Source organism: Polaribacter butkevichii (assembly GCF_038024105.1).
GTDB lineage: Bacteria > Bacteroidota > Bacteroidia > Flavobacteriales > Flavobacteriaceae > Polaribacter > Polaribacter butkevichii.
Map to the genome: position 1 here is coordinate 566,746 of NZ_CP150661.1, position 22,431 is coordinate 589,176.

The following is a 22,431-nucleotide window of genomic DNA, read 5'->3' on the forward strand; positions in this document are numbered from 1 at the left end:
TTAAATTTATACAATTATGTTAGCTTTTAGAACAGAAATTAGAAACTCACCAAGAGAACAAACCTTAAAAATTTATTTAAGTGACATTTCATTAGATCACGAATTAAAAATGTTACTAGAAAACATTAAAGGTGTTCGAATTGTAGAAGTACAAGAGAGTATCAGTAGAAATAGAGTAGAGGAGAACGTAACTATATTTAGAGATTTAAAACACTCTATAAATAGTATTAAAGATAAAGTTGATGCTTTTTTAACTCTTTATTTTGAAAAATCAGCAATATAAATGTTGATTGTTTTAAAGAGTCTTTTTCCTTTTTCTTAGCGTTAAATAATAATAAATTGAAAAGAAAACAATTATAAGGTTGTATATCAGAAAAATGGAACCATCTTTGCATATATAATTAGTATTATAAATTTAACAACATTATTATGAGTAAAGGTACAGTAAAGTTTTTCAACGAAACAAAAGGATTTGGTTTTATTACTGAAGAAGGAGTAGACAAAGATCATTTTGTACACGTTTCTGGTTTAATTGATGAAATTAGAGAAGGTGACGAAGTTGAATTTGACTTACAAGAAGGAAACAAAGGATTAAATGCAGTTAACGTAAAAGTTATCTAAAAAATATACTTCAAGTTTTATAAAAAGCCCATCAATTAATTGATGGGCTTTTTTTGTGCTTTTTAAGTTCTTAAACCTTTACGGTTATCAAACAATCTATTTGGTTTTATATTTATTAGAGTATCGTTTCCAAAGTTTGGTTTGATGGGTCTCTAAACTAATTTTTCTTCCTTGAATAAATGCTTCTGATAAAATATTGGTTCTCATATCTAAAGCATCACCTTCTGAAACAAACAAAGTAGCGTCTTTACCAACTTCTAAAGTGCCTACAATATCATCTATACCTAAAATTTTAGCAGTATTAGAGGTTAATAATTGTAAAGCTACCTCTTTATCTAAACCATAGGCAGCAAATGTGCCTGCGTAAAAAGGTAAATTTCTCGTATTCATACGTTCCATTTGTCCTTCCATTCCAAGACTTACTACAACTCCTTTGTCTGTTAATACTTTAGCAATGGTATATGTATAATCATACGCAACATCTTCGCTATCTGGATTTCTATGAGGTCTTTCTAAAACAACAGGAATATTGTTTTTTACTAATAAATCTGCAACTTTATCGGCTTCATTTCCATGCACAATTACAATTTTTTCTATACCAATATCTTTGGTCATTAAAATGGCATCGGTTATTTCTCTTTGTCCGTTTACATGAACAAAAAGTTTTTGAGTACCATTAAACAATCCTTTTGTAGCTTCGTAAGGTAAGTGTTTTTTATCCTTTTTACTTGCCAAATACGCTTTTGCATTTGTAAAGTATAATTTGATGTCACTTATTTTTTTAGCATAATTTTTGTCTGGTTTTAAAGCAGGATCTTCACCTAACCACCATTTTCCACTTGTAAAACTCCCTGGCCAATTCATGTGAATTGCATCATCTGTTTTAATAACGGCATCTTCCCAGTTCCAAGCATCTAATTGCACCACGGAAGAAGTCCCAGAAATTAATCCACCTCTTGGTGTAATTTGTGCCATTAATACACCATTTGGGCGCATAGACTCTACAACTTTGCTTTCTGCATTATAGGCAATTAAACTTCTAATATGTGGGTTGTTGGCACCAATTTCATCTTCATCGTCACTGGCTTTTACAGCGTCAATTTCTACCAAACCTAAAGTGGCATTAGCGGCAATAAAACCAGGATATACGTGTTTTCCTTTGGCATCAATTACAGTTCCTCTTCTTGCAATTTTTGCATTTGCACTACCTGCAAAAACAATTTTACCATTGCTAAACATAATTAAAGAGTTTTCTATAATCTTACCATTGCCTAAGTGTGCGGTTGCTCCTTGTATCGAATAATCTGCAATTTGTTTGTTTGCAGGTGTTTGTTGAGCAATTATACTATTTCCTGCTAAGAAGAAAAATAGCAAACTATATATTATTTTTTTCATCATTATGTAGCTTTATATTTCTGTATCGCAGTGAAAATTAATATCTTTTCTTTTTGTTGGAATTTGGGTTTTTCCACCACTCATTTTTTCTTGCAACATCATATTAATTAACTTGCTTTTTTCTTGTTTGATAGCTTCACGTTTTTTAAGATCTTCAATTCTATCAAAAAATACTTTTCCGTCAATAATTGTTTTTTCAACCTTCGCATAAATAGACATTGGGTGATGACTCCACAATACAACGTCTGCATCTTTACCCACTTTTATACTACCTACTTTGTCGTCAATATGTAATAATTTAGCAGGATTAATTGTAACCATTTTCCAAGCTTCTAGTTCTGTCATTCCTCCATATTTAACAGTTTTTGCAGCTTCTTGATTCAATCTTCTAGACATTTCTCTATCATCAGAATTAATAGCAACTGTAATACCAGCATTGTGCATAATTGCGGCATTGTAAGGTATTGCATCATTTACTTCGTATTTATAAGCCCACCAGTCAGAAAATGTAGAACCACCAATACCACGTACTTTCATTTTATCAGCAACTTTATATCCTTCTAAAATATGCGTAAATGTATTTATTTTAAAGCCCATTTTATCGGCAACATTCATTAACATATTAATTTCTGATTGTACGTAAGAATGACAAGAAATAAAACGTTCTCCGTGTAAAATTTCAACTAAAGTTTCCATTTCCGCATCTTTTCTAAACGGTTTTCCACTTTTCTTTAAAGCATCATATTCTTGAGCTCTGGTAAAATAATCTGTAAAAACTTGTTCTACACCCATTCTTGTTTGAGGAAAACGAGTACCATTTGTACTACGAGATTGTTTTACATTTTCTCCTAAAGCAAATTTTATAAACTTAGGCGAATTATGGTAAATCATGTTTTCTGCATTTTCTCCCCATTTTAGTTTGATAATTGCAGAACGACCACCAATAGGATTTGCCGAACCATGTAAAATTTGAGAAGTAGTGGTGCCTCCAGAAATGTTTCTATAAATATTAATATCATTAGGGTCAATAACATCTTCTATAGTAACTTCTGCAGAAGAATTTTGTGCACCTTCATTTATAGAAGATGCGGCAATATGAGAATGCTCATCTACAATACCAGCTGTTAAATGTTTACCAGTTCCATCAATTTCTGTTGCCCCACTAGCTCTTAGGTTTTTACCTATTTTAGTGATTTTTCCATCTTTTAAAAGTACATCTGTATTTTCTAAAATACCTTCATCCTCACTTGTCCAAACAGTAACATTTTTCACTAAAATTGTTGTTGCTTTTGGCTGAACATAATTTCCGAAACCAATATTAGGATAACTTACTGGTACAACTATAATTGCTTCTTCCTTTTCTTTTTTTGTTGATTTTTTCTTTGCATTCTTTCTTACCTTTATACTTGCAGACCAGTTAGATTTGTTTCCTTGAGTATCAAAAGCATCACCTTGCATAACATTAGAAGCGTTTATAATTTTACCTAATAATCTTGTAAAACGACCATCATCATTTAAGGTCATAGAAATCCAATCATCTTTATAAGAAAATTTAGATTTTATTTTTTTATCACCTTTTGTAATTGTTGCCGTTTGTTTTGCGCCTTTACCAGTAATAGCTAAATTGTAATTTGTATTGTTTACATATAACATATAATTACCTGTAATGTCTTTGATATTCATGTTATTAATTACGTTCTTATCACCTTGAACCCAGTTTTCATAAATGGTTGTTTTAGAATCAAAAATATCACCAGAAGTAATAATAAAGTTTGCATAACTTCCTTCTTTTAAATTACCAACTGTACTTTTACCTATAATAGTTGCAGGTATGGTTGTTAACGCCGCTAAAGCTTTTTCTTTATCAAAACCATATTTAATGGCTTTCTGTAAATTTTTATGAAAAGAACTTAAAGATTTTAAAGAGTGTGTGGTTAACGCAAAGTTAATTCCGTTTTTAGAAAGTACACTTAAATTAGAAGGTTCTTGATTCCATTTTCGCATATCTCTTAAAGTAATATGTTGCGCTAGTAAAGGGTCTGAAACATCATAAACATTGCTAAAGTTAATAGGAATAATAAAATTGGCATTAGTTGCCTTAATATCATTAATTCTTTCAAATTCTTCTCCGCTACCCACAATAGTGTATTGTACGCCAAACTCGTCGCCAACTTTATCTGCTCTTAATGCATCTAAAACTGTGTTAGTTTCAAAAATTTGCAAAAGCTTTTTATTTGCATTAAAAGCTTCTAAAGATAAATCTTTATTTTTCATGTTTCCTTTAGCATACCAATCTGCATCATTAAAAACCTGACGTAATAAGGCCATTGCGCCCATTCTAGAACTTGGGTAGGCTTGGTTAGATTTTGCACTTTTATTAAAAGATAAATATTGAGCAGATTTAGTGTCTAAAATTCGGTAAGCATCAGACGAATTAGGGTTTAAAGCAATTAGCAAACCATTTCCTTGAACAATTCCGTCGTTATAATGTGTATTTACTACACCAAAACCTGCTTCTAATAATTCTTTTGCTTGTTTAGCATTAAATTTAAAAGCTGTAATTGGGTTGGTTTCTGGTCTAATGTGATCGTTCCAATAATAGCCTTCTCGGGTTGCTTCATATTGTCTTGTTCTAGATCTACTTGGTTGTTTAGATGGTTTAGCAAGTCCAAAATCTGAATAAATATCAATAAAAGACGGATAGATTGTTTTACCATTTAAATCTATGGTTTTTGTGCCTTTAGGAATTTTAACAGATTTACCAATACGAGTAACTTTACCATCTTTAATGAGTAAAGTTCCTTTATCAATAACTTCATTATGTGTAACAAAAATGGTTGCATTTATAAAAGCAAAAGTGGTGCCTTCTGTTGTTTTAACGCCACTATCCGTAGGGAAATAATCTTGAGCATTTGCATAAGAAATGGACAAGAAAAATAGTAATAAAAAGTGTTTTTTCATGTAGTTTGAATTAATTGATGAGCGCTAAATTTATTAATATGATTTTTGAAGAATGTTAATTCACAATCTTTTAACAAAAAATTAAGAAAATTAGATGTCTTTAGAAGATTCAAAATAAGAAATAAATAAATCTACAACATAGTTATATGATTGTACACCTTTGTCTTGTTTGTTAGCTTTTAAATACGCATTATATCCTTTTTTAACAATAGGTTCAAAAGGGTTTTTATATTGTTGCCAAAAGGTATAACTTGCATTAAAATCTTTTGAAATTCCCTTGTTTACGGTTTTCCAAAGTTCTTTTGAAAGGGTTTTATCTCGTTTTCTTAATTCGGAAATACAATAGCCAAAAGCCATTCTGTAACTGGCATATTTAAAATAGAAATCTTCATTATAATTTGCAGCTAAAAAACCAACAAAATTTGCTTCATTTTCTGCGGCAAAACCAATTTGATGTGCCATTTCATGGCAGGTTGTTGTAGGGTAACCCGTTTTAGGAATTCGATCATTAACTTGCGCTTCTCCTGTTAAAGGATTTAAATAGCCTGCCGTTCCATTATAAGTTTGTAATAAACTCATTAAAGAACTTTTTACTGATTTATGTTGATATTTTAATTGCGGATAATCTTTAGATAAATGATGATAACCTAAAATTGCCATGGCATACATTTCCTTTTGAGAATAAGGGTTTTTAACTTTTAGAGTATCGTTTTTGGTGATTTTAAGCTGATAATAATTTAAATTTTTAATAACTTGTTTTGTTACTTTTTTAAGTTGCTCTGTGGTGTATTTTTGTTGTTGATAATTTAAGTTTTTAGCCAAAGGTTCTCTGTAATAATTTAAACCCCAGAAAAGATAAAAACAAAAATAAATAACAGATAGTATTGCTGTAAAGTGAATAATTTTAGGAATAAAATTTTTGAACCGAGTTTTTATCAACCTAAAGATAAAACGAATAAAAATAAAGACACCGAAAGCCAATAAAACATCTCCAAAAGAAAAAGGAATCCAACCTAAAATAATTCTTAAAAAGGATGAAATAGGCGGGTAGATGCCATTTGAATAATACTTTTCTATAAATTCAGGGTGTGTGGCAGCCCATTTTATCAAAAAAAATTGAATGGGTAAAAAAAGAGTTAAAAAAATATGTCTTTTAGGTATCTTCAAGGAAAATAATTTAGTGATAAATTACGTTTTTACTATTTAAAAAGAAGTCAAATTATTTTTTTAAAATCCAACTTTGTTGGTAAAAATAAGATTTCATTTTGAAAATTGACTGGTTATTAACAAGATAATAACATTTTTGTTTACAATTAATGTTCACAAATTAAAGTAAAGTTTTAGAAAATATTTTCAACCTAAAAAAGTATCTTTGTCACAATGGAAAAAACGACTCCTGTTGCAGGAAAAAAGATAGATAAATCAAGATTAGTAAATCTTGAAAAAGGCAAGATTCCTCCACAAGTATTAGAGTTGGAAGAAGCTGTCTTAGGGGCAATGATGATTGATAAAAAGGGAATAGACGACGTAATTGACGTCTTAAGTTCTGATGCTTTTTACGATCAAAAACATCAAGAAATTTATGCTGCAATTTATGAATTGTTTCAAAATTCTGAACCGATAGACCTATTAACAGTATCTAACTTGTTAAAAAAGAAGTCGAAATTAGAATTTGTTGGTGGCGATTTCTTTTTAATTCGTTTAACTCAAAAAGTAGCCTCTTCGGCACATATTGAGTTCCACGCTAGAATTATCTTACAAAAATACATTCAGCGTAAATTAATTTCAATATCTAGTGAAATTATAGAAAATGCGTATGATGAAAGTACCGATGTTTTTGATTTATTAGACGATGCAGAGGCAAAACTTTTTGAAGTTACCCAAGGAAATTTAAAAAAGAGTTCTGAAGACGCAGGTTCTCTTGTAAAACAAGCTTTAAAAAAGATTCAAGAAATAGGTAATCAAGAAGGAATGTCTGGTTTGGCAACAGGTTTTACCAAATTAGATGCCTTAACTTCTGGTTGGCAACCTTCTGATTTAGTAATTATTGCTGCACGTCCTGGTATGGGTAAAACAGCCTTTGTAATTTCTATGGCAAAAAATATGGCAATTGATTTTGGTCATGGAGTAGCCGTTTTTTCATTAGAGATGTCTTCTGTACAGTTAATTACGCGTATGATTTCTTCGGAAACAGGCTTAACTTCAGAAAAATTAAGAAAAGGAAACTTAGAACCACATGAGTGGGAACAGTTAAATGTAAAAGTAAAAAGACTTTCTGATGCTCCTATTTTTATAGATGACACACCATCTCTTTCTGTATTTGATTTACGTGCAAAAGCACGAAGATTGGTATCGCAACACAATGTTAGAATTCTTGTAATTGATTATTTACAGTTAATGACAGCAGGAGGTAAAGCAGGAGGAAACCGTGAACAAGAAATCTCTATGATTTCTAGAAACTTAAAAGCATTAGCAAAAGAACTAGAGGTACCAGTAATAGCACTGTCTCAATTATCTCGTGCGGTTGAAACACGTGGAGGCTCTAAAAGACCTTTATTATCTGATTTACGTGAATCTGGAGCAATTGAACAAGATGCCGATATTGTATCCTTTATTTTCCGTCCAGAATATTACGGAATGACAGAATGGGATGATGATGAACATACACCATGTGAAGGACAAGGAGAGTTTATTGTAGCAAAACACAGGAATGGTGGTTTAGATAATATTCGTTTAAAATTTACAGGGCATTTGGCAAAATTCTCAGATTTAGAAGAAGGTTTTAGTAGTGAATTTCAATCATCGATGAATGCAGATTTCCCAGAAGATCCTTTTGCAGGTCAAGGAGGAGTTGATCCAAAAGATGCTTTTGGAAGTGATGTAGATGATGTTCCTTTTTAATTTCATATTTTTATGAAATGAATGAATTAGAAAGAAAAGTTGAAAAATGGATTTTAAAAAATGGATATCCATTTGAAATGAGGGTTGCTAAAGCTTTTAAGAGTGAAGGTTTTCATGTATCTCAATCAATTCTTTATAAAGACATCGATTTAAACAAATATAGAGAAATTGATATAATTGCTCATACTAATAAACTGGTTAATGGAGTTTGGATTAATTTGACTTATGTTGTGGAATGTAAAAAAAGTACAGACAAACCTTGGGTTGTTTTTAAAAACAAAGATTTATTTAATTTACAATCAAAAAGATATAAAATTTTAGGAAGTAAAAATTCGGATAGATTAATTTCTAAAATACCTGAAGCAAAAAGGAAAGATGAAAATCTTAAATTTATTTTTCCTTCAATTGCAGAATGCGGGTATAATGTAGTTACAGCTTTTAAAGAATCTAAAGATTTGGCTTATTCAGCTTCAAAAAGTTTACTTAATGCATGTAATTATTTAGTTGAAAAATCAAATAATAGTAATTTAAAGTTTTGTAATATTTATATACCTGTGATTATCATAGAAGGAGTTTTATATGAATCTTCTTTAAAAGATGAAGGAAGTCTTAATATATCAGAGGTAAATTATTCAACAATTGCAAACACAAAATCATTTGATGAAAGTGCTTCAAGCATTTTAACGATTGCTTCCTCTGTGAAATTAAATAACTTTATAAAAGAATTAAGAAAGAATAATGATACATTTTTTGATAAATTTATTGAATTATTATAATTTTTTAAGTTTATTAAATGAAAAAACTCTTATCAATCTTAAGCTTTTTCCTACTCTCAAACTCAATTTGGGCATCTTTTATTTATGTACCTATGAGTTATGAGAATCAGAAAAATCATTTAAAAGCCTACGGAATTGTATACTTTTCATTAGAAGCGGGCTTAAAATCTAAATGGCTATTAAATTATGACGGAGGTGCTTTTTTAATTGAAAATAATAAAATTGTAGAGAACGAATGTAAAATACGAGGTGTTTCTTATCAAGTAATTTCTGATGCAAAAGCACAGCTTATTTTGCAAGAAATATCAGCACCATCTTCTAACCAGGATGCAGTTACATTAGAAAAAGCTCCAAAAATAGCAGTATATTCTCCAAAAGACAAAATGCCTTGGGATGATGCTGTAACCATGGTTTTAACCTATGCAGAAATTCCGTTTGATGTAATTTATGATGAAGAAGTCTTAGCAGACAAACTGCTTTTGTATGAATGGTTACATTTGCATCACGAAGATTTTACCGGACAGTATGGAAAGTTTTATGGAGCATTTAGAAGCGCTCCTTGGTATATAGAAGGTAAGCAAAGAGCAGAAAAACAAGCAAAAGAATTAGGGTTTACTAAAGTATCGGAAGAAAAGTTAGCAGTAGCCAAAAAAATAAGAGATTATGTAGTTGGTGGTGGGTTTATGTTTGCCATGTGTTCTGCTACAGATAGTTTTGATATAGCTTTGGCTGCAGAAGGAGTAGATATTGCAGAATCTATGTTTGATGGAGATGCTTCTGAACCTAATTATCAATCAAAAATTAATTATAATAAAACATTTGCATTTAAAGACTTTCAACTGATTAAAAACCCAACAACATATGAGTTTTCTACAATTGATATGACTAGCAAGCGTAAAATTCCTAAAACATCGGATTATTTTTCTTTAGGAGAATTTTCTGCAAAATGGGATCCTGTGCCAACAATGTTAACACAAAATCATACTGTTTTGGTAAAAGGTTTTATGGGACAAACCACTTCTTTTGATAGAAATACCGTTAAATCTAATGTATTGGTTTTAGGAGAAAACAAAACGAATAGAGAAGCTCGCTATATTCATGGTACCATAGGTAAAGGAATGTTTACTTTTTATGGAGGACATGATCCTGAAGATTACACACACAGAGTGGGAGACCCAAAAACAGAATTAGATTTACACCCAACGTCACCAGGTTATCGACTAATTTTAAACAATGTTTTGTTTCCTGCTGCAAAGAAAAAGAAACAAAAAACTTAAGTTACTTTCTGGTTTTCTAATTCTTTTATATAAAAAGAAGGTTTTAACTTGGTTTCTTTAAAAAAAGCTTTAGAAAAAGACTCTGCATTTTTAAAGCCTACTTCATTAGCAATAGCAGCAATTGTGTATTTTCTAATTACTTCATTTTCTTCTAATAATAAGAGTATATAATTTATTCTTAATTTATTTACATAAGTAGAAAAATTTACACCTTTATTTTGATTTATTATTTTTGATAAATAATTAGAATTAGTATTTAATTCTTTGGCAAGTTTACTTAAAGTAATATCAGAATTTGTAAACCCTTTATTTTTTTCAAAAGAATGTAATTTACTTAAAATATCATTTATAATCTCTTTGGATATATTACTACTTTCAATTTTATTCTCACCTTCATTTAATATTGTAGTCTTCTTGTTTTTTAAATCAGTTATAATTTTATCAAAACTCTTTTTTTGAATTTTTCTCTTATTATATTGGTATAAAAATAAAATAATTACAATAAATAATATTACTAAGAAATAGTTTTTACTTTTTTGAAATGTCGATATATCATTTTTTAATTCATAAATAATTTTCTCTTTTTCTGCAATTAATCGTTTTTTATCATATTTTTCAGAAAAAGTTTTTGAAAGATTCTTTTCTCTAGAATTTAAAATGCTGTCAATTTTTAAAAACTTTTCAATATAATTTAATTGCTTTTTTAAGTCCTTTTTTTCTTTATAATGATTTATTAAATATAGATAGGCATTTCTCTGTGATTTTTGAATAATTTTAGTTTTACTATATAGAGAATCAATTAATAAATTATATTTTAAAGCTTCATCATTATTTCCTAAGCTTGTATATGCTTTTGATATGTAATTGTATGACTCTGATAAAATATAATAATTTTCTTCATCTATTATGCCTGGTATCGCTTCTTTAAAACGACTTATTGCAAGTGAGTATTTTTTTTGATCTAATTCTATCTGACCCTTTCTATAAATAGAATAAGGAATAAAAAAAAGAAAGTTATTTTTTAAAGCATATTTAGATGATTCTTTATTAAAAAAAATAGCAGAATCATATTTTTTTTCTTTTAAATAATTGGAAGAAATATTAGATAATAGAGTATAATATTCGCGAGGGTTAATAAAATGAGGATTTTCTTTATAAAAATTATAAGAATCTAAATTTATCATCTTTGATTCAGTAAAATTTTTATTTCTATATTTTAAAATACTTATTTTCTGTTTAAAAATATGTTTTAAACTATCATTTTTATATAACTCAGTATACTTTAGTGCTATAATATAATTTTTTAAAGATTTATTCAAATAATATCTATTTAAATAATAACGTCCTTTTAGAGAATATAGATAGGCTGGAAACATTTTATTAGGTTTCCTTTTTGTTCTACTAATTATTGAGTCAATATAGTTAAAGTAAGTAGAATCTTTTCTTAAAAGATCACATAGATAATATTTTCCATTGATAACATTTATAGTATCTTTCTCTTTAATGGATTTGTTAAAAAAGGCTTGCGCATATTTTCTTGCCTTTAAAGAATCTGTAACTTTATATTCATAATACTTATTTGTTAATTCATCAAAATTGAGGTTGTTTATAGAATCTTTTGTTTGACTACAGGTATTAATTGAATAAATTAATAGAAAAACTATAGTTAGAGTAGGGTAATATTTCAATTTTCTTTTTTTTTACGAAAATACTTTATTCTAATATTTTTAAGTACTTTTTATTTAATTTTTAACAGTCAAGCTTTTAGGTTTCCCTTTTATCCCTCTTATGCTATATTCATGAATTACGACATCTCATTTTTTTATTACCTTCTTTTTTAAAATATATTTACAGAGCAAAGTAAAAAAGAAAGGTTTAAATTATCAACAGATAATAAATGTGGGAAATTTATGTGAAAAAGAAATAACCAAACCTTTCTTTTACTTTCATTTTTATTTTGTCTATTGTGTATAAAAAATTACTTTTGTGCAAATTAAAATAACAAAATGCCAAAGACACAACAATTACAAGATTTTACGCAACAAGTTCGTAGAGATATATTACGTATGGTACACAAAGTAAATTCTGGTCACCCAGGAGGTTCTTTAGGATGTGCAGAATTTATTACTTGCTTATATCAAGAAGTAATGGACTATTCTACAGAATTTACAATGGATGGAAATAATGAAGATTTATTTTTCCTTTCTAACGGACATATTTCTCCAGTATTTTATAGTGTTTTGGCGCATAGTGGCTTTTTTCCTGTAGAAGAATTAGCTACTTTTAGATTGTTAGATTCTCGTTTACAAGGGCATCCAACAACACATGAAGGCTTACCAGGTGTTAGAATCGCTTCTGGTTCTCTAGGTCAAGGTTTATCTGTAGGTTTAGGTGCTGCACAAGCAAAAAAATTAAACGGTGATGATAAAATCGTATACACATTACATGGTGATGGTGAATTGCAAGAAGGTCAAAACTGGGAGGCAATTATGTATGCATCAGCAAAAAAAGTAGATAACTTAATTGCTACTATAGATTTAAACGGAAAGCAAATTGATGGTTCTACAGACCAAGTTTTACCAATGGGAAGCATTAGAGCAAAATTTGAAGCTTTTGGATGGGATGTTTTAGATGTAGAAAAAGGAAATGATATTGATGCAATATTAGCTGGTTTAGCAGAAGCAAAGGCATTAACAGGAAAAGGAAAACCAGTTTGTATTTTATTACATACAGAAATGGGTAATGGTGTAGATTTTATGATGCACACACATGCATGGCATGGTAAAGCACCAAGTGATGAGCAGTTAGAAAATGCATTGGCTCAAAACTCAGTAACTTTAGGGGATTACTAAAAATGAATTAAAAGATTCAAAAAAATTATACAAAAAGGAGTTTTTCATTAATATTGAAAAGCTCTTTTTTTTATGATTTTATTTTGATTTGAACTGTAAGAATACCTTTATCTTTACCACTAACAAGTTGATGTCACATCAGTCTTTTAATTTTGAATCATAAATATTTGAATATAGAATGAAAATAGGAATTGTTTGTTATCCAACATTTGGAGGAAGTGGAGTAGTAGCAACCGAATTAGGAATGGCGTTAGCAGATAAAGGTCATGAAGTACATTTTATTACCTATAACCAGCCAGTTCGTTTAGACTTTTTAACTCATAATTTACACTTTCATCAAGTTGTTATCGAAGAATATCCGCTTTTTGAATATCAACCCTATGAGTTAGCTTTGTCTAGTAAAATGGTTGAAGTTGTTAGAAAACATGATTTAGAAGTTTTGCATGTACATTATGCAATACCACATGCATATGCAGCTTACATGGCTAAGCAAATGTTAAAAGAAAAAGGTTTAGATGTTAGAGTAGTAACTACATTGCACGGAACCGATATTACTTTAGTTGGGAGTCATCCAACCTATAAAACAGCTGTTGAGTTTAGTATTAATAATTCTGATGTTGTAACTGCTGTTTCTAACAATTTAAAAGAAACTACAAATACATTATTTAACATCACTAAAGATATAAAGGTTATTTATAATTTTATTGATGTAGAAAAGTATGATACTGCCCATGATACAGAATGTAATCGAATTGCCATTGCAAAACCACATGAACGCATTTTAACTCACATAAGTAATTTTAGACCTGTAAAAAGGGTAGAAGATGTTATTAAAGTTTTTTACGAAGTTCAGAAAGAAATACCTTCAAAATTATTATTAGTAGGTGAAGGACCAGAAAGAATACACGCTGAAAATTTAGTAAATGAATTAAAAATTTCTGATGATGTACTTTTCTTAGGAAATAGTTCTGAAGTAACTAAGGTTTTATGTTATTCAGATGTTTTTTTATTGCCTTCTCAAACAGAGAGTTTTGGTTTGGCAGCTTTAGAAGCTATGGCTGCAAAAACACCTGTAATATCTACAAATACAGGAGGTTTACCAGAAGTTAACATACATGGTGTAACCGGTTATTTAAGTGATTTAGGAGACGTAAAAGACATGGCAAAAAATGCCATTTCTATTTTAAAAGATGATAAAACTTTAGAAACTTTTAAAAGGAATGCGAGAGAGCATACAAAAAGATTTTCTTTAGAAAATATATTACCCGTTTATGAAGAAATTTATAAATCTTGTTATAAAAGTAAAGCGTTATAACTAAAAAAGCTCAAACTAGTAAGTTTGAGCTTTTTTTATGTTTAGTAATTAGAAAAAATCTATTTTCCAAAAAGTCCACCAAGTAAACCTCCAATTCCACCAGAGCTCTTTTTGTCACCACCTAATAGCATTCCTGCTACATCATCAATAACACTTCCATCACCATCGGCATCTAATATTTTTTCTAAGAAACTTTGTTCGTTTGCAGTTTCATTCCCCCCTAACATTCCACCTAATAAATTACCTAAACCAGAAGAATCTGAAACATTATTTTCACGAGATTGTTTTCCTAAAACTCCCATTAATAAAGGAGCAGCAACTTTTAAAATATTAGCTACAGAACCTGCATCTAAACCAGATTTCTGACCAATTACTTGTTCTACACCTTGTTGTTTACTTCCTAAAATGTGGCTTAAAATTCCTGCTCCATCTTGTTTTACAGATTCATCAACTCCACCATTAAACAAACCACCAAGGTTGTCTAAAATACTACCATCATGTTTGCTTGCTAAAGCCCCCATTAATCCCTCCGCACCTTCTGGAGTAGAAGCATTTCTTTCCATAGCTTTCATTAAAACAGGCAAAGCCATTGTTAAAACACTACTTGTTTTACTAGAATCATTTCCTGTAGAGCCAGAAACTCCTGAAATAATTTGTTTTCCTAAATCACTATTTAATATATCTAAAATACCTGCCATTTTTATGTTTTTAATAATTAATTTGAATGTTTTCTAATTTTATGACACAATATACGAATAAAGTCACACATATTTTTAATATTTTTTTTACCTTTCAAAATCTTAATTTTTTAAACTATTTAATGAAAAAACTAGCATTACACTGGAAAATTTTAATAGGTATGGTTCTTGGAATCATCTTTGGTTTTATAATGAATTCTATAGATGGAGGTAAAGGATTTGTTGCTGATTGGATAAAACCATTTGGAACCATTTTTATCAATTTATTAAAACTAATTGCAGTACCCTTAATTTTAGCATCTTTAATTAAAGGAATTTCTGATTTAAAAGATATTTCTAAAATAAAATCGATGGGACTTAGAACCATAGGTCTTTATATGATAACCACTTTAGTTGCTGTAGTTATTGGTTTAAGTATTGTAAATACGGTAAAACCAGGAAATGGTATGCCACAAGAAACCATAGAAAAAATTAAATTAAAATACGGTAACAATTCGAGTGTAATAGATAAATTGAATGAAGCAAGTAGTCAAAAACAGGCGGGACCCTTACAAGCTTTGGTCGATATTTTTCCGAGCAATATTTTTAAATCATTAACAGATGCTTCTATGTTACAAGTTATCTTCTTTGCATTATTTGTAGGAATCTGTTTGTTATTAATAGATGAAGAGAAAGCAAAACCATTAATCAATTTTTTCGACTCGCTAAATGAAGTTGTCATGAAAATGGTAGATTTAATAATGCTTTTTGCTCCTTATGCTGTTTTTTCTTTATTAGCTAACGTTATTATTTCTTTTGATGATACAGAAATCTTACTGAAACTACTTTGGTATGCGTTTTGTGTATTTGGAGGCTTGGTTTTATTAATCGGTTTTTATCTTTTGCTTATTAAAATTTACGCAAAAAAATCGCCTATTTGGTTTTTAAAACAAATAAGTCCGGCACAATTATTAGCATTTTCTACTAGTAGTAGTGCGGCCACTTTACCTGTTACTATGGAACGTGTAGAAGAACATTTGGGTGTAGACCCAGAAGTTGCAGGTTTTGTTTTACCAGTAGGAGCAACCGTTAATATGGATGGTACTAGTTTATACCAAGGTATTGCAGCTGTATTTATTATGCAAGTTCTTTGGCCAGAAGGCTTAACGTTTACAAATCAATTGGTAATTATTGGAACCTCTGTTTTGGCTTCTATTGGTAGTGCAGCAGTACCAAGTGCAGGTATTGTTATGCTAGTAGTGGTGTTAGAAACACTTGGTTTTCCTGCAGAATTGTTACCATTAGGAATTGCTCTTATTTTTGCAGTAGATAGGCCATTAGATATGTGTAGAACGGTTGTTAATGTTACTGGTGATGCAACGGTATCTGTGTTAGTAGCTAAATCTTTAGGTAAATTACACGAACCAAAACCAAAAGAATGGGATGATAATTATAAAAAAGTAAAATAGTTTTTAGTAAGTAAATATAAATCTAAGCGTTCTAATTTTATTAGAACGCTTATTTAAAATTTTTAGAATGTCTTTAATAAACAATACACCCATTGTTTCTGTAGATTGGTTACAAGCTAATTTAGAACACAAAAATCTAGTTATTTTAGATTGCACCATTCCTAAAGTAACTGATAAATCTAAAACCTCTAATTCTAATGAAAAAATTCAAATTAAGGGTACTATTTTTTTTGATATAAAAAACACATTCTCTGATGTTACAGCTCCGTTTCCTAATACCATATTATCATCCAAAGAATTTGAAGAAAAAGTACAAGCATTAGGAATCAATAAAGATAGTATTATTGTGTGTTATGATGATTTAGGTATCTATTCTTCTCCTAGAGTTTGGTGGATGTTTCAATTAATGGGCTTTACAAATATCGCTGTTTTAGATGGTGGTTTTCCTATGTGGTTAGAAAATAGGTTCCCTACTGAAAAACAGAAAAATAACACACCTACAAAAGGTGATTTTAAAGTGGATTATCAACCTGAAAAGGTTAAATTTACAGAGGATGTGCTAAAAGCAATTGAAGATAAAGAAACTATAATTGCCGATGCTCGTTCTAAAGGTCGTTTTAATTGTACAGAACCAGAACCAAGAAGTGATGTTAAAGGAGGCCATATTCCTAATTCTGTGAGTTTACCTTTTAGTAAAATCATAAAAAAAGGACATTTAAAATCGGAAGAAGAGTTAAGAGTAATTTTTAATCAAATTAATCCTAAAAAGAAAGCTTTCATTTTTTCTTGTGGAACAGGAATTACAGCTTCTGTATTGGCATTAGGCGCTGATATAGCTGGGTATAAAAACTATGCTGTTTATGATGGTTCTTGGACAGAGTGGGGAAGTACAGCAAATTTACCAATAGAAAAATAAAACAAATAAAATGGATAATAATTGGACTAAAGAAGAATTTCAAACGTACGTGCTATTATATGCCGCACAAAGTAATTACATAGAAACGGAATCTGAAAGTAACTATATTTTATCTAAAGTAAATGAAACTTTATTTAATCGTATTCATACAGAAATAGTACATGATAATGATTTTCAAGCGATGGAAAAAATTAAAAGTTATCTAAAAGAAAACGAATACTCTACAAAGGATAAAGAACAGCTTTTAAAAGATATTAAAAATGTATTTTTTGCAGATGGTACTGTCGATATTTTAGAACGAAATGTTTTTATGTTTTTGAAAAAAATGATTGCATAGTTTTAAAGAAAATTGCATTTATCTTTTTTCGTGTTTTTTTCAATCAAAAAAACCTCACAAAAAGTGAGGCTTTAAAATACTATATGTATGGTTTTATTATTTAGCAGGTAATATTTTTCCTATACATTCTCCAAAACCAATGCGAACTTTGTCGTTTTTACAATGAGCACGCATAATTACGGTATCATTATCATTAATAAATTTACGCTCTGTACCATCTTTTAGTTTAATAGGGTTTTGCCCTCTCCAAGTTAGCTCTAACATAGAACCATAACTATCTTTTGTTGGTCCAGAAATGGTACCCGATCCCATTAAATCTCCAGATTCTACAGGACAACCATTTACGGTATGATGCGCTAATTGTTGTGCCATGGTCCAATACATATATTTAAAGTTAGAATTGGCCACCACAGTTTCTTCACCATTTTCTGGTTTAATACCTACTTGTAAATGAATATCATAACTTCCTTTTCCTTTTTGTTTTAAATAAGGTAATGGTTCGTAAACTTGTTTAGGACTTTCTACTCTAAAAGGCTCTAAAGCATCTAAAGTTACTATCCAAGGAGATATTGTTGAAGCAAAACTTTTCCCTAAAAACGGACCTAAAGGCACATATTCCCAAGCTTGTATGTCTCGTGCAGACCAATCATTAAATTGTACCAAACCAAAAATATATTCTTCTGTTTCGTCAATTGGTATTCTATCTCCTAAAACATTTGCATCAGTTGTAATAAAAGCCATTTCAAGCTCAAAATCTAATAATTTTGTTGGTCCAAATCCTGGAGTTGTAGTTCCTTCTGCAGGTTTTGTTTGTCCGTATGGTCTTCTAATTTTTGTACCAGAAGGAACAATAGAAGAGCTTCTACCATGATAACCAATTGGTACATGTAACCAATTAGGTAACAAAGCATTTTCTGGATCTCTAAATAAAGAGCCTACATTTGTAGCGTGTTCTTTACTTGCATAGAAATCTGTATAATCTCCAACAGCAACAGGTAGCAACATTTCTACTTCTTCCATTCTAAAGATAATTTTATCTTTATGATTGGCATTATCTCTTAAAACACCATTGGTAACATCAAAAACTTCTGCAATTCTATTTCTAACCAAACGCCATGTTTTACGACCATCAGCAATAAAATCATTTAAGTTATCTTGTAGAAAAATGTCGTCAGTTAAAGGAATACCATCAAAATAACCTAATTGATGAAAAGCACCTAAGTCTATTGCAAAATCGCCAATTCTACTTCCAATGGTAATTATATCATCTCTGGTGATAAAAACTCCAAAAGGAATGTTTTGAATAGGGAAGTCTGAATTCTTATCTACTTTTAACCAAGATTTTCTATTAGGGTTATTTGCTGTTATGATCATTTTAAATGAGATTTATTTTTTATCAAACCTACATAATTTTTTTTCATTTGAAAATAAAAAAACAACGAAAAATGTATTTTTAACAGTACTTTGCTCTCAAATATATAATAATAACAAAAAATGATAAAATATCGTTAAAAGATGTTTTTTACAAACTTGATTTTATTATTTTTACTGCTTCTTTTAAAACAACAACAACAATGCAATTAGACAACCAAATTTTTGACCTTATTCAGGAAGAAAAAGAAAGACAGTTAAATGGATTAGAATTAATCGCTTCAGAAAACTTTGTAAGTGATGATGTTATGAGAGCCCAAGGTTCTATTTTAACCAATAAATATGCTGAAGGATATCCTGGTAAAAGATATTATGGAGGATGTGAAGTAGTTGATGTTATTGAGCAAATTGCTATAGACAGAGCTAAAGAATTATTTGGTGCAGAATATGTAAATGTACAACCTCACTCTGGTTCTCAGGCAAATACTGCGGTTTATGCTGCTTGTTTAAAACCTGGAGACACCGTTTTAGGATTTGACTTATCTCATGGAGGACATTTAACTCATGGATCTCCCGTAAATTTTTCTGGTAAATTATACAACCCAGTTTTTTATGGTGTAGATAAAGCTACCGGAAGAATAGATTATGATCATTTAGCGCAACAAGCTAAAGAACACAAACCTAAATTAATTATTGCAGGTGCTTCTGCGTATTCTAGAGATATTGATTTTAAGAAATTTAGAGAAGTTGCAGATAGTGTGGGTGCTATTTTAATGGCAGATATTTCTCACCCTGCAGGTTTAATTGCTAAAGGAATTTTAAATGACCCAATACCTCATTGTCATATTGTAACTACTACAACTCATAAAACATTACGTGGACCAAGAGGTGGTATGATTATGATTGGTACTGATTTTGACAATCCTTTTGGAGAAACGTTAAAAAATGGTAAACCTAAAAAAATGTCTACATTAATTAATTCTTCTGTTTTCCCTGGAAACCAAGGTGGACCTTTAGAGCACGTTATTGCTGCTAAAGCTGTTGCTTTTGGAGAAGCTTTAACAGATGAGTTTTTAGAATATCAATTACAAGTAAAAGCTAATGCTGCGGAAATGGCAAAAGAATTTGTTGCTAAAGGATATGATATTATCTCTGGCGGAACAGACAACCACTGTATGTTAATTGATTTACGTAATAAAGATATTTCTGGGAAAGATGCAGAAATTGCACTTGGTAAAGCAGATATTACGGTAAACAAAAACATGGTTCCTTTTGATGATAAAAGCCCGTTTGTAACTTCAGGAATCCGTATTGGAACTGCTGCAATTACTACGCGTGGTTTAGAAGAAGATGATATGAAAACGGTTGTAAACTTTATTGATGAAGCAATACAAAATGCTGATAATGAAGAAGCTTTACATAAAATTGGTGAGCGTGTTGCTCATATGATGAGTGCAAGAAGATTATTTGTTATGTAAACCACACAGTGGTTTTTAAGTATTCACTCTTACGAATACATATGAAATATAAAAAGCATCAAGAATTATCTTGATGCTTTTTATATTTAAATTTATAGCAATAGTTGTTTACCAACTTTTTACTTCTTTTTCTATGGCTTCGCGAGTTTCACCATATTTTTCTTGAATTTCTCCTACTAGTTTATTAAAAGTACCTTCTGCTTCTGTAGTTTTATCATTGGTAATACTACCAAATTTTTCTTTAAATTCTCCCTTTATTTGTTTCCAATTTCCTTTTGCTGTATCCGAGTTCATATTCATTTTATTTATGTACTTATAATAGTACTGGTTAATAATAATACAAATTTAAAGAGATGGTTGTTTGTATATTAATGGTATCAATTAATATTTTAACTCATATAAATAAAAACTATTTTTTTTCTGAACTTTTAATTTTTCCTGCAATTTCACTTGCCTCATCAGTAGAGCTTTGTATTTGATTTTTTAATTTGTCCTTAACTTTACTGCTATCTATTTTTGCAACGATACTTTTCTTGCTATCTGAATCTTTTTCATCTGTTTTTACGGTCCCTTTTAAAGGATGTAATCCTCTTTCGTTTTTTATTTCTGACATATCTTTATATTTTAAAAAGTTTAATAATTACTTCAAAAATAAAAAATAAGAAAACGTAAGGTTAACTACAATCAGCAAAATAGTAACTCATAAGCAATTAATCTACCTCATTAGCACGTGTTATTATATTTTCTGGAATGGTTTTTTTAGCTTTTGCACCCATTTTCTTTAACTTTTCTACAGAAGTAATTAAATTCCCTCTTCCTTCAAAAAGTTTGTTCATAGCGTTAGAGTACTCATTTTTACTATCGTCAATTCGTTTTCCAATACCTATTAAATCACTTAATAAGCCGTTAAATTTGTCATATAAAGCACCTGCTTGTCTTGCTATTTCTAAGGCATTTCTTTGTTGCTTTTCATTATTCCACATAGAATCTATGGTTCTTAAAGTAGCCAAAAGGGTAGAAGGAGTTACAATAACAATATTCTTTTCAAATGCTTTATTGTATAAGTGATTATCTGTATTAATTGCCACTGCAAAAGCGGGTTCTATTGGTATAAAAAGTAGGACAAAATCGGGTGATTCAATTTTATAAATATCTTCGTATTTTTTAGCACTTAATTGTTCTACATGTCTTCTAAGCGATGCTACATGTTCTTTTAAAAATTGTGCTTTTAAGACTTCATCATCTTCATTTACAAATTGCTCATATGCGGTTAATGAAACTTTAGAATCTACAATCATTTTCTTATTATCTGGCAAATGGATAACAACATCGGGTAGTATTCTCTTGCCATCATCATTAGTAAAGCTTTGCTGCACATAATACTCTCTATCTTTCTCTAAACCAGATTTTTCTAAAACTCGTTCCAAAACTAATTCACCCCAATTTCCTTGCGTTTTATTATCACCTTTTAAGGCTTTTGTTAGGTTGATGGTTTCCTTACTCATTTGCAAATTCATCTCTTTTAAACCTAAAATTTGCTGACGTAAAGCGGCATGATAATCGATACTTTCTTTGTGAGTTTTATCTACTTTATCTTCAAAAACTTTAATTTTTTCTTGTAATGGATTTAAAATTATTTTTAAACTTTCTTTGTTTTGTTGGGTAAATTTGGTCGATTTTTCTTCTAATATTTTATTCGCTAAAACCTCAAAATTATTGGTGAATTTTTCCTGTAATTTTTCGACTTCATTTTTATTGTTTTCTAACTTTTCTGTAACGTTTTTAAACTCGGTTTCTAAACGCGTTTTATCAGAAATTAGATTTTCTTTTTCTTTTTGAATAAATCGTAATTCGCTTTGTAAATCTTCTATTTTAGTTTCAGCATTTTTAACTGATTCATGTAGTTTAGAAATTTCAAATTCTAGATTCGATTTTTCTTTTTCAATATTTCCTTTCTGTTTTTCAAAATTTAATTTGGTTAAAAGTTTTCCTATAAAAAAACCTATCACACTAAATATTAGTGCAATTAAAGCGTAAATTATTAATTGGTTCATCCTCTAAATTTTAATATTGTAAATGTAATAA

At 29.7% G+C, this 22,431-nt stretch carries 20 protein-coding genes; 11 read left to right on the forward strand and 9 right to left on the reverse strand.

Annotation, left to right across the window (positions count from 1 at the left end; translation table 11 throughout):
- Positions 1 to 16: 16 nt before the first annotated feature.
- Positions 17 to 283, forward strand: coding sequence for a hypothetical protein (locus WG951_RS01975; protein WP_105048542.1), 267 nt, complete (start codon positions 17 to 19; stop codon positions 281 to 283).
- A gap of 146 nt (positions 284 to 429) precedes the next feature.
- On the forward strand, positions 430 to 621 hold the full coding sequence (locus WG951_RS01980; RefSeq protein WP_105048543.1) for a cold-shock protein: 192 nt from the start codon (positions 430 to 432) through the stop codon (positions 619 to 621).
- A 96-nt stretch (positions 622 to 717) separates the two neighbouring features.
- On the opposite strand, the gene WG951_RS01985 is transcribed toward WG951_RS01980, so the two are convergent.
- From WG951_RS01985 to WG951_RS01995, 3 genes are all read right to left on the reverse strand, one after another.
- The gene (locus WG951_RS01985; RefSeq protein WP_105048544.1) at positions 718 to 2,016 is read right to left on the reverse strand and encodes an amidohydrolase family protein; all 1,299 of its coding nucleotides are present in this window, start codon (positions 2,014 to 2,016) and stop codon (positions 718 to 720) included.
- A 12-nt stretch (positions 2,017 to 2,028) separates the two neighbouring features.
- Positions 2,029 to 4,977 carry an amidohydrolase family protein gene (locus WG951_RS01990; RefSeq protein ID WP_211296704.1) on the reverse strand — a complete coding sequence of 983 codons (2,949 nt, stop codon included), beginning with the start codon at positions 4,975 to 4,977 and terminating at the stop codon, positions 2,029 to 2,031.
- A gap of 90 nt (positions 4,978 to 5,067) precedes the next feature.
- On the reverse strand, positions 5,068 to 6,144 hold the full coding sequence (locus tag WG951_RS01995; RefSeq protein WP_105048545.1) for a DUF3810 domain-containing protein: 1,077 nt from the start codon (positions 6,142 to 6,144) through the stop codon (positions 5,068 to 5,070).
- Positions 6,145 to 6,357: 213 nt separating this feature from the next.
- Between WG951_RS01995 and dnaB the strand changes: the two genes are divergently transcribed.
- From dnaB to WG951_RS02010, 3 genes are all read left to right on the forward strand, one after another.
- The gene (gene dnaB, locus WG951_RS02000) at positions 6,358 to 7,878 is read left to right on the forward strand and encodes a replicative DNA helicase (protein ID WP_105048546.1); all 1,521 of its coding nucleotides are present in this window, start codon (positions 6,358 to 6,360) and stop codon (positions 7,876 to 7,878) included.
- A 17-nt stretch (positions 7,879 to 7,895) separates the two neighbouring features.
- Complete coding sequence (locus tag WG951_RS02005) at positions 7,896 to 8,654, forward strand: hypothetical protein (protein WP_105048547.1); 759 nt, start codon at positions 7,896 to 7,898, stop codon at positions 8,652 to 8,654.
- Between the two features lie 92 nt (positions 8,655 to 8,746).
- Positions 8,747 to 9,931 carry an asparagine synthetase B gene (locus WG951_RS02010; RefSeq protein WP_105048548.1) on the forward strand — a complete coding sequence of 395 codons (1,185 nt, stop codon included), beginning with the start codon at positions 8,747 to 8,749 and terminating at the stop codon, positions 9,929 to 9,931.
- Here the strand turns inward: WG951_RS02010 and WG951_RS02015 are convergent.
- The gene (locus WG951_RS02015; protein WP_340915179.1) at positions 9,928 to 11,619 is read right to left on the reverse strand and encodes an AraC family transcriptional regulator; all 1,692 of its coding nucleotides are present in this window, start codon (positions 11,617 to 11,619) and stop codon (positions 9,928 to 9,930) included. The genes WG951_RS02010 and WG951_RS02015 overlap by 4 nt on opposite strands.
- Positions 11,620 to 11,937: 318 nt before the next feature.
- Between WG951_RS02015 and WG951_RS02020 the strand changes: the two genes are divergently transcribed.
- Positions 11,938 to 12,783 carry a transketolase gene (locus tag WG951_RS02020; protein ID WP_105048549.1) on the forward strand — a complete coding sequence of 282 codons (846 nt, stop codon included), beginning with the start codon at positions 11,938 to 11,940 and terminating at the stop codon, positions 12,781 to 12,783.
- A gap of 178 nt (positions 12,784 to 12,961) precedes the next feature.
- On the forward strand, positions 12,962 to 14,098 hold the full coding sequence (bshA, locus tag WG951_RS02025) for an N-acetyl-alpha-D-glucosaminyl L-malate synthase BshA (RefSeq protein WP_105048550.1): 1,137 nt from the start codon (positions 12,962 to 12,964) through the stop codon (positions 14,096 to 14,098).
- A 59-nt stretch (positions 14,099 to 14,157) separates the two neighbouring features.
- Here bshA and WG951_RS02030 read toward each other — a convergent pair whose 3' ends face one another.
- Positions 14,158 to 14,796: a DUF937 domain-containing protein gene (locus WG951_RS02030; RefSeq protein ID WP_105048551.1), complete on the reverse strand. Its 639-nt coding sequence runs from the start codon at positions 14,794 to 14,796 to the stop codon at positions 14,158 to 14,160.
- A 122-nt stretch (positions 14,797 to 14,918) separates the two neighbouring features.
- Between WG951_RS02030 and WG951_RS02035 the strand changes: the two genes are divergently transcribed.
- From WG951_RS02035 to WG951_RS02045, 3 genes are all read left to right on the forward strand, one after another.
- On the forward strand, positions 14,919 to 16,244 hold the full coding sequence (locus tag WG951_RS02035) for a dicarboxylate/amino acid:cation symporter (protein ID WP_105049363.1): 1,326 nt from the start codon (positions 14,919 to 14,921) through the stop codon (positions 16,242 to 16,244).
- A 67-nt stretch (positions 16,245 to 16,311) separates the two neighbouring features.
- Entirely contained in the window at positions 16,312 to 17,160 is an 849-nt protein-coding gene (locus WG951_RS02040; RefSeq protein WP_105048552.1) for a sulfurtransferase, read from the forward strand.
- Between the two features lie 10 nt (positions 17,161 to 17,170).
- Complete coding sequence (locus WG951_RS02045) at positions 17,171 to 17,497, forward strand: hypothetical protein (protein WP_105048553.1); 327 nt, start codon at positions 17,171 to 17,173, stop codon at positions 17,495 to 17,497.
- Between the two features lie 96 nt (positions 17,498 to 17,593).
- Here the strand turns inward: WG951_RS02045 and fahA are convergent, their stop codons facing one another.
- Positions 17,594 to 18,871 carry a fumarylacetoacetase gene (fahA, locus tag WG951_RS02050; protein WP_105048554.1) on the reverse strand — a complete coding sequence of 426 codons (1,278 nt, stop codon included), beginning with the start codon at positions 18,869 to 18,871 and terminating at the stop codon, positions 17,594 to 17,596.
- 200 nt (positions 18,872 to 19,071) lie between these two features.
- On the opposite strand from fahA, the gene glyA reads away from it, so the two are divergent.
- Entirely contained in the window at positions 19,072 to 20,346 is a 1,275-nt protein-coding gene (gene glyA / locus WG951_RS02055; RefSeq protein ID WP_105048555.1) for a serine hydroxymethyltransferase, read from the forward strand.
- 108 nt (positions 20,347 to 20,454) lie between these two features.
- Here the strand turns inward: glyA and WG951_RS02060 are convergent, their stop codons facing one another.
- The 3 genes from WG951_RS02060 to rmuC form a co-directional block, all read right to left on the reverse strand.
- The gene (locus WG951_RS02060) at positions 20,455 to 20,640 is read right to left on the reverse strand and encodes a CsbD family protein (RefSeq protein WP_105048556.1); all 186 of its coding nucleotides are present in this window, start codon (positions 20,638 to 20,640) and stop codon (positions 20,455 to 20,457) included.
- Between the two features lie 115 nt (positions 20,641 to 20,755).
- Positions 20,756 to 20,959 (reverse strand): hypothetical protein, encoded by a 204-nt coding sequence (locus WG951_RS02065; RefSeq protein WP_105048557.1) that lies wholly within the window; start codon positions 20,957 to 20,959, stop codon positions 20,756 to 20,758.
- Between the two features lie 97 nt (positions 20,960 to 21,056).
- The gene (rmuC, locus tag WG951_RS02070) at positions 21,057 to 22,400 is read right to left on the reverse strand and encodes a DNA recombination protein RmuC (protein ID WP_105048558.1); all 1,344 of its coding nucleotides are present in this window, start codon (positions 22,398 to 22,400) and stop codon (positions 21,057 to 21,059) included.
- Positions 22,401 to 22,431 lie beyond the last annotated feature (31 nt).

Excerpts from the sequence above, each read along its gene's own strand:
- WG951_RS01975 (WP_105048542.1), top strand. The coding sequence starts at position 17 with ATGTTAGCTTTTAGAACAGAAATTAGAAACTCACCAAGAGAACAAACC.
- WG951_RS01980 (WP_105048543.1), top strand. The coding sequence starts at position 430 with ATGAGTAAAGGTACAGTAAAGTTTTTCAACGAAACAAAAGGATTTGGT.
- WG951_RS01985 (WP_105048544.1), bottom strand. The coding sequence starts at position 2,016 with ATGAAAAAAATAATATATAGTTTGCTATTTTTCTTCTTAGCAGGAAAT.
- WG951_RS01990 (WP_211296704.1), bottom strand. The coding sequence starts at position 4,977 with ATGAAAAAACACTTTTTATTACTATTTTTCTTGTCCATTTCTTATGCA.
- dnaB (WP_105048546.1), top strand. The coding sequence starts at position 6,358 with ATGGAAAAAACGACTCCTGTTGCAGGAAAAAAGATAGATAAATCAAGA.
- WG951_RS02005 (WP_105048547.1), top strand. The coding sequence starts at position 7,896 with ATGAATGAATTAGAAAGAAAAGTTGAAAAATGGATTTTAAAAAATGGA.
- WG951_RS02010 (WP_105048548.1), top strand. The coding sequence starts at position 8,747 with ATGAGTTATGAGAATCAGAAAAATCATTTAAAAGCCTACGGAATTGTA.
- WG951_RS02020 (WP_105048549.1), top strand. The coding sequence starts at position 11,938 with ATGCCAAAGACACAACAATTACAAGATTTTACGCAACAAGTTCGTAGA.
- bshA (WP_105048550.1), top strand. The coding sequence starts at position 12,962 with ATGAAAATAGGAATTGTTTGTTATCCAACATTTGGAGGAAGTGGAGTA.
- WG951_RS02030 (WP_105048551.1), bottom strand. The coding sequence starts at position 14,796 with ATGGCAGGTATTTTAGATATATTAAATAGTGATTTAGGAAAACAAATT.
- WG951_RS02035 (WP_105049363.1), top strand. The coding sequence starts at position 14,919 with ATGAAAAAACTAGCATTACACTGGAAAATTTTAATAGGTATGGTTCTT.
- WG951_RS02040 (WP_105048552.1), top strand. The coding sequence starts at position 16,312 with ATGTCTTTAATAAACAATACACCCATTGTTTCTGTAGATTGGTTACAA.
- WG951_RS02045 (WP_105048553.1), top strand. The coding sequence starts at position 17,171 with ATGGATAATAATTGGACTAAAGAAGAATTTCAAACGTACGTGCTATTA.
- fahA (WP_105048554.1), bottom strand. The coding sequence starts at position 18,871 with ATGATCATAACAGCAAATAACCCTAATAGAAAATCTTGGTTAAAAGTA.
- glyA (WP_105048555.1), top strand. The coding sequence starts at position 19,072 with ATGCAATTAGACAACCAAATTTTTGACCTTATTCAGGAAGAAAAAGAA.
- WG951_RS02060 (WP_105048556.1), bottom strand. The coding sequence starts at position 20,640 with ATGAACTCGGATACAGCAAAAGGAAATTGGAAACAAATAAAGGGAGAA.
- WG951_RS02065 (WP_105048557.1), bottom strand. The coding sequence starts at position 20,959 with ATGTCAGAAATAAAAAACGAAAGAGGATTACATCCTTTAAAAGGGACC.
- rmuC (WP_105048558.1), bottom strand. The coding sequence starts at position 22,400 with ATGAACCAATTAATAATTTACGCTTTAATTGCACTAATATTTAGTGTG.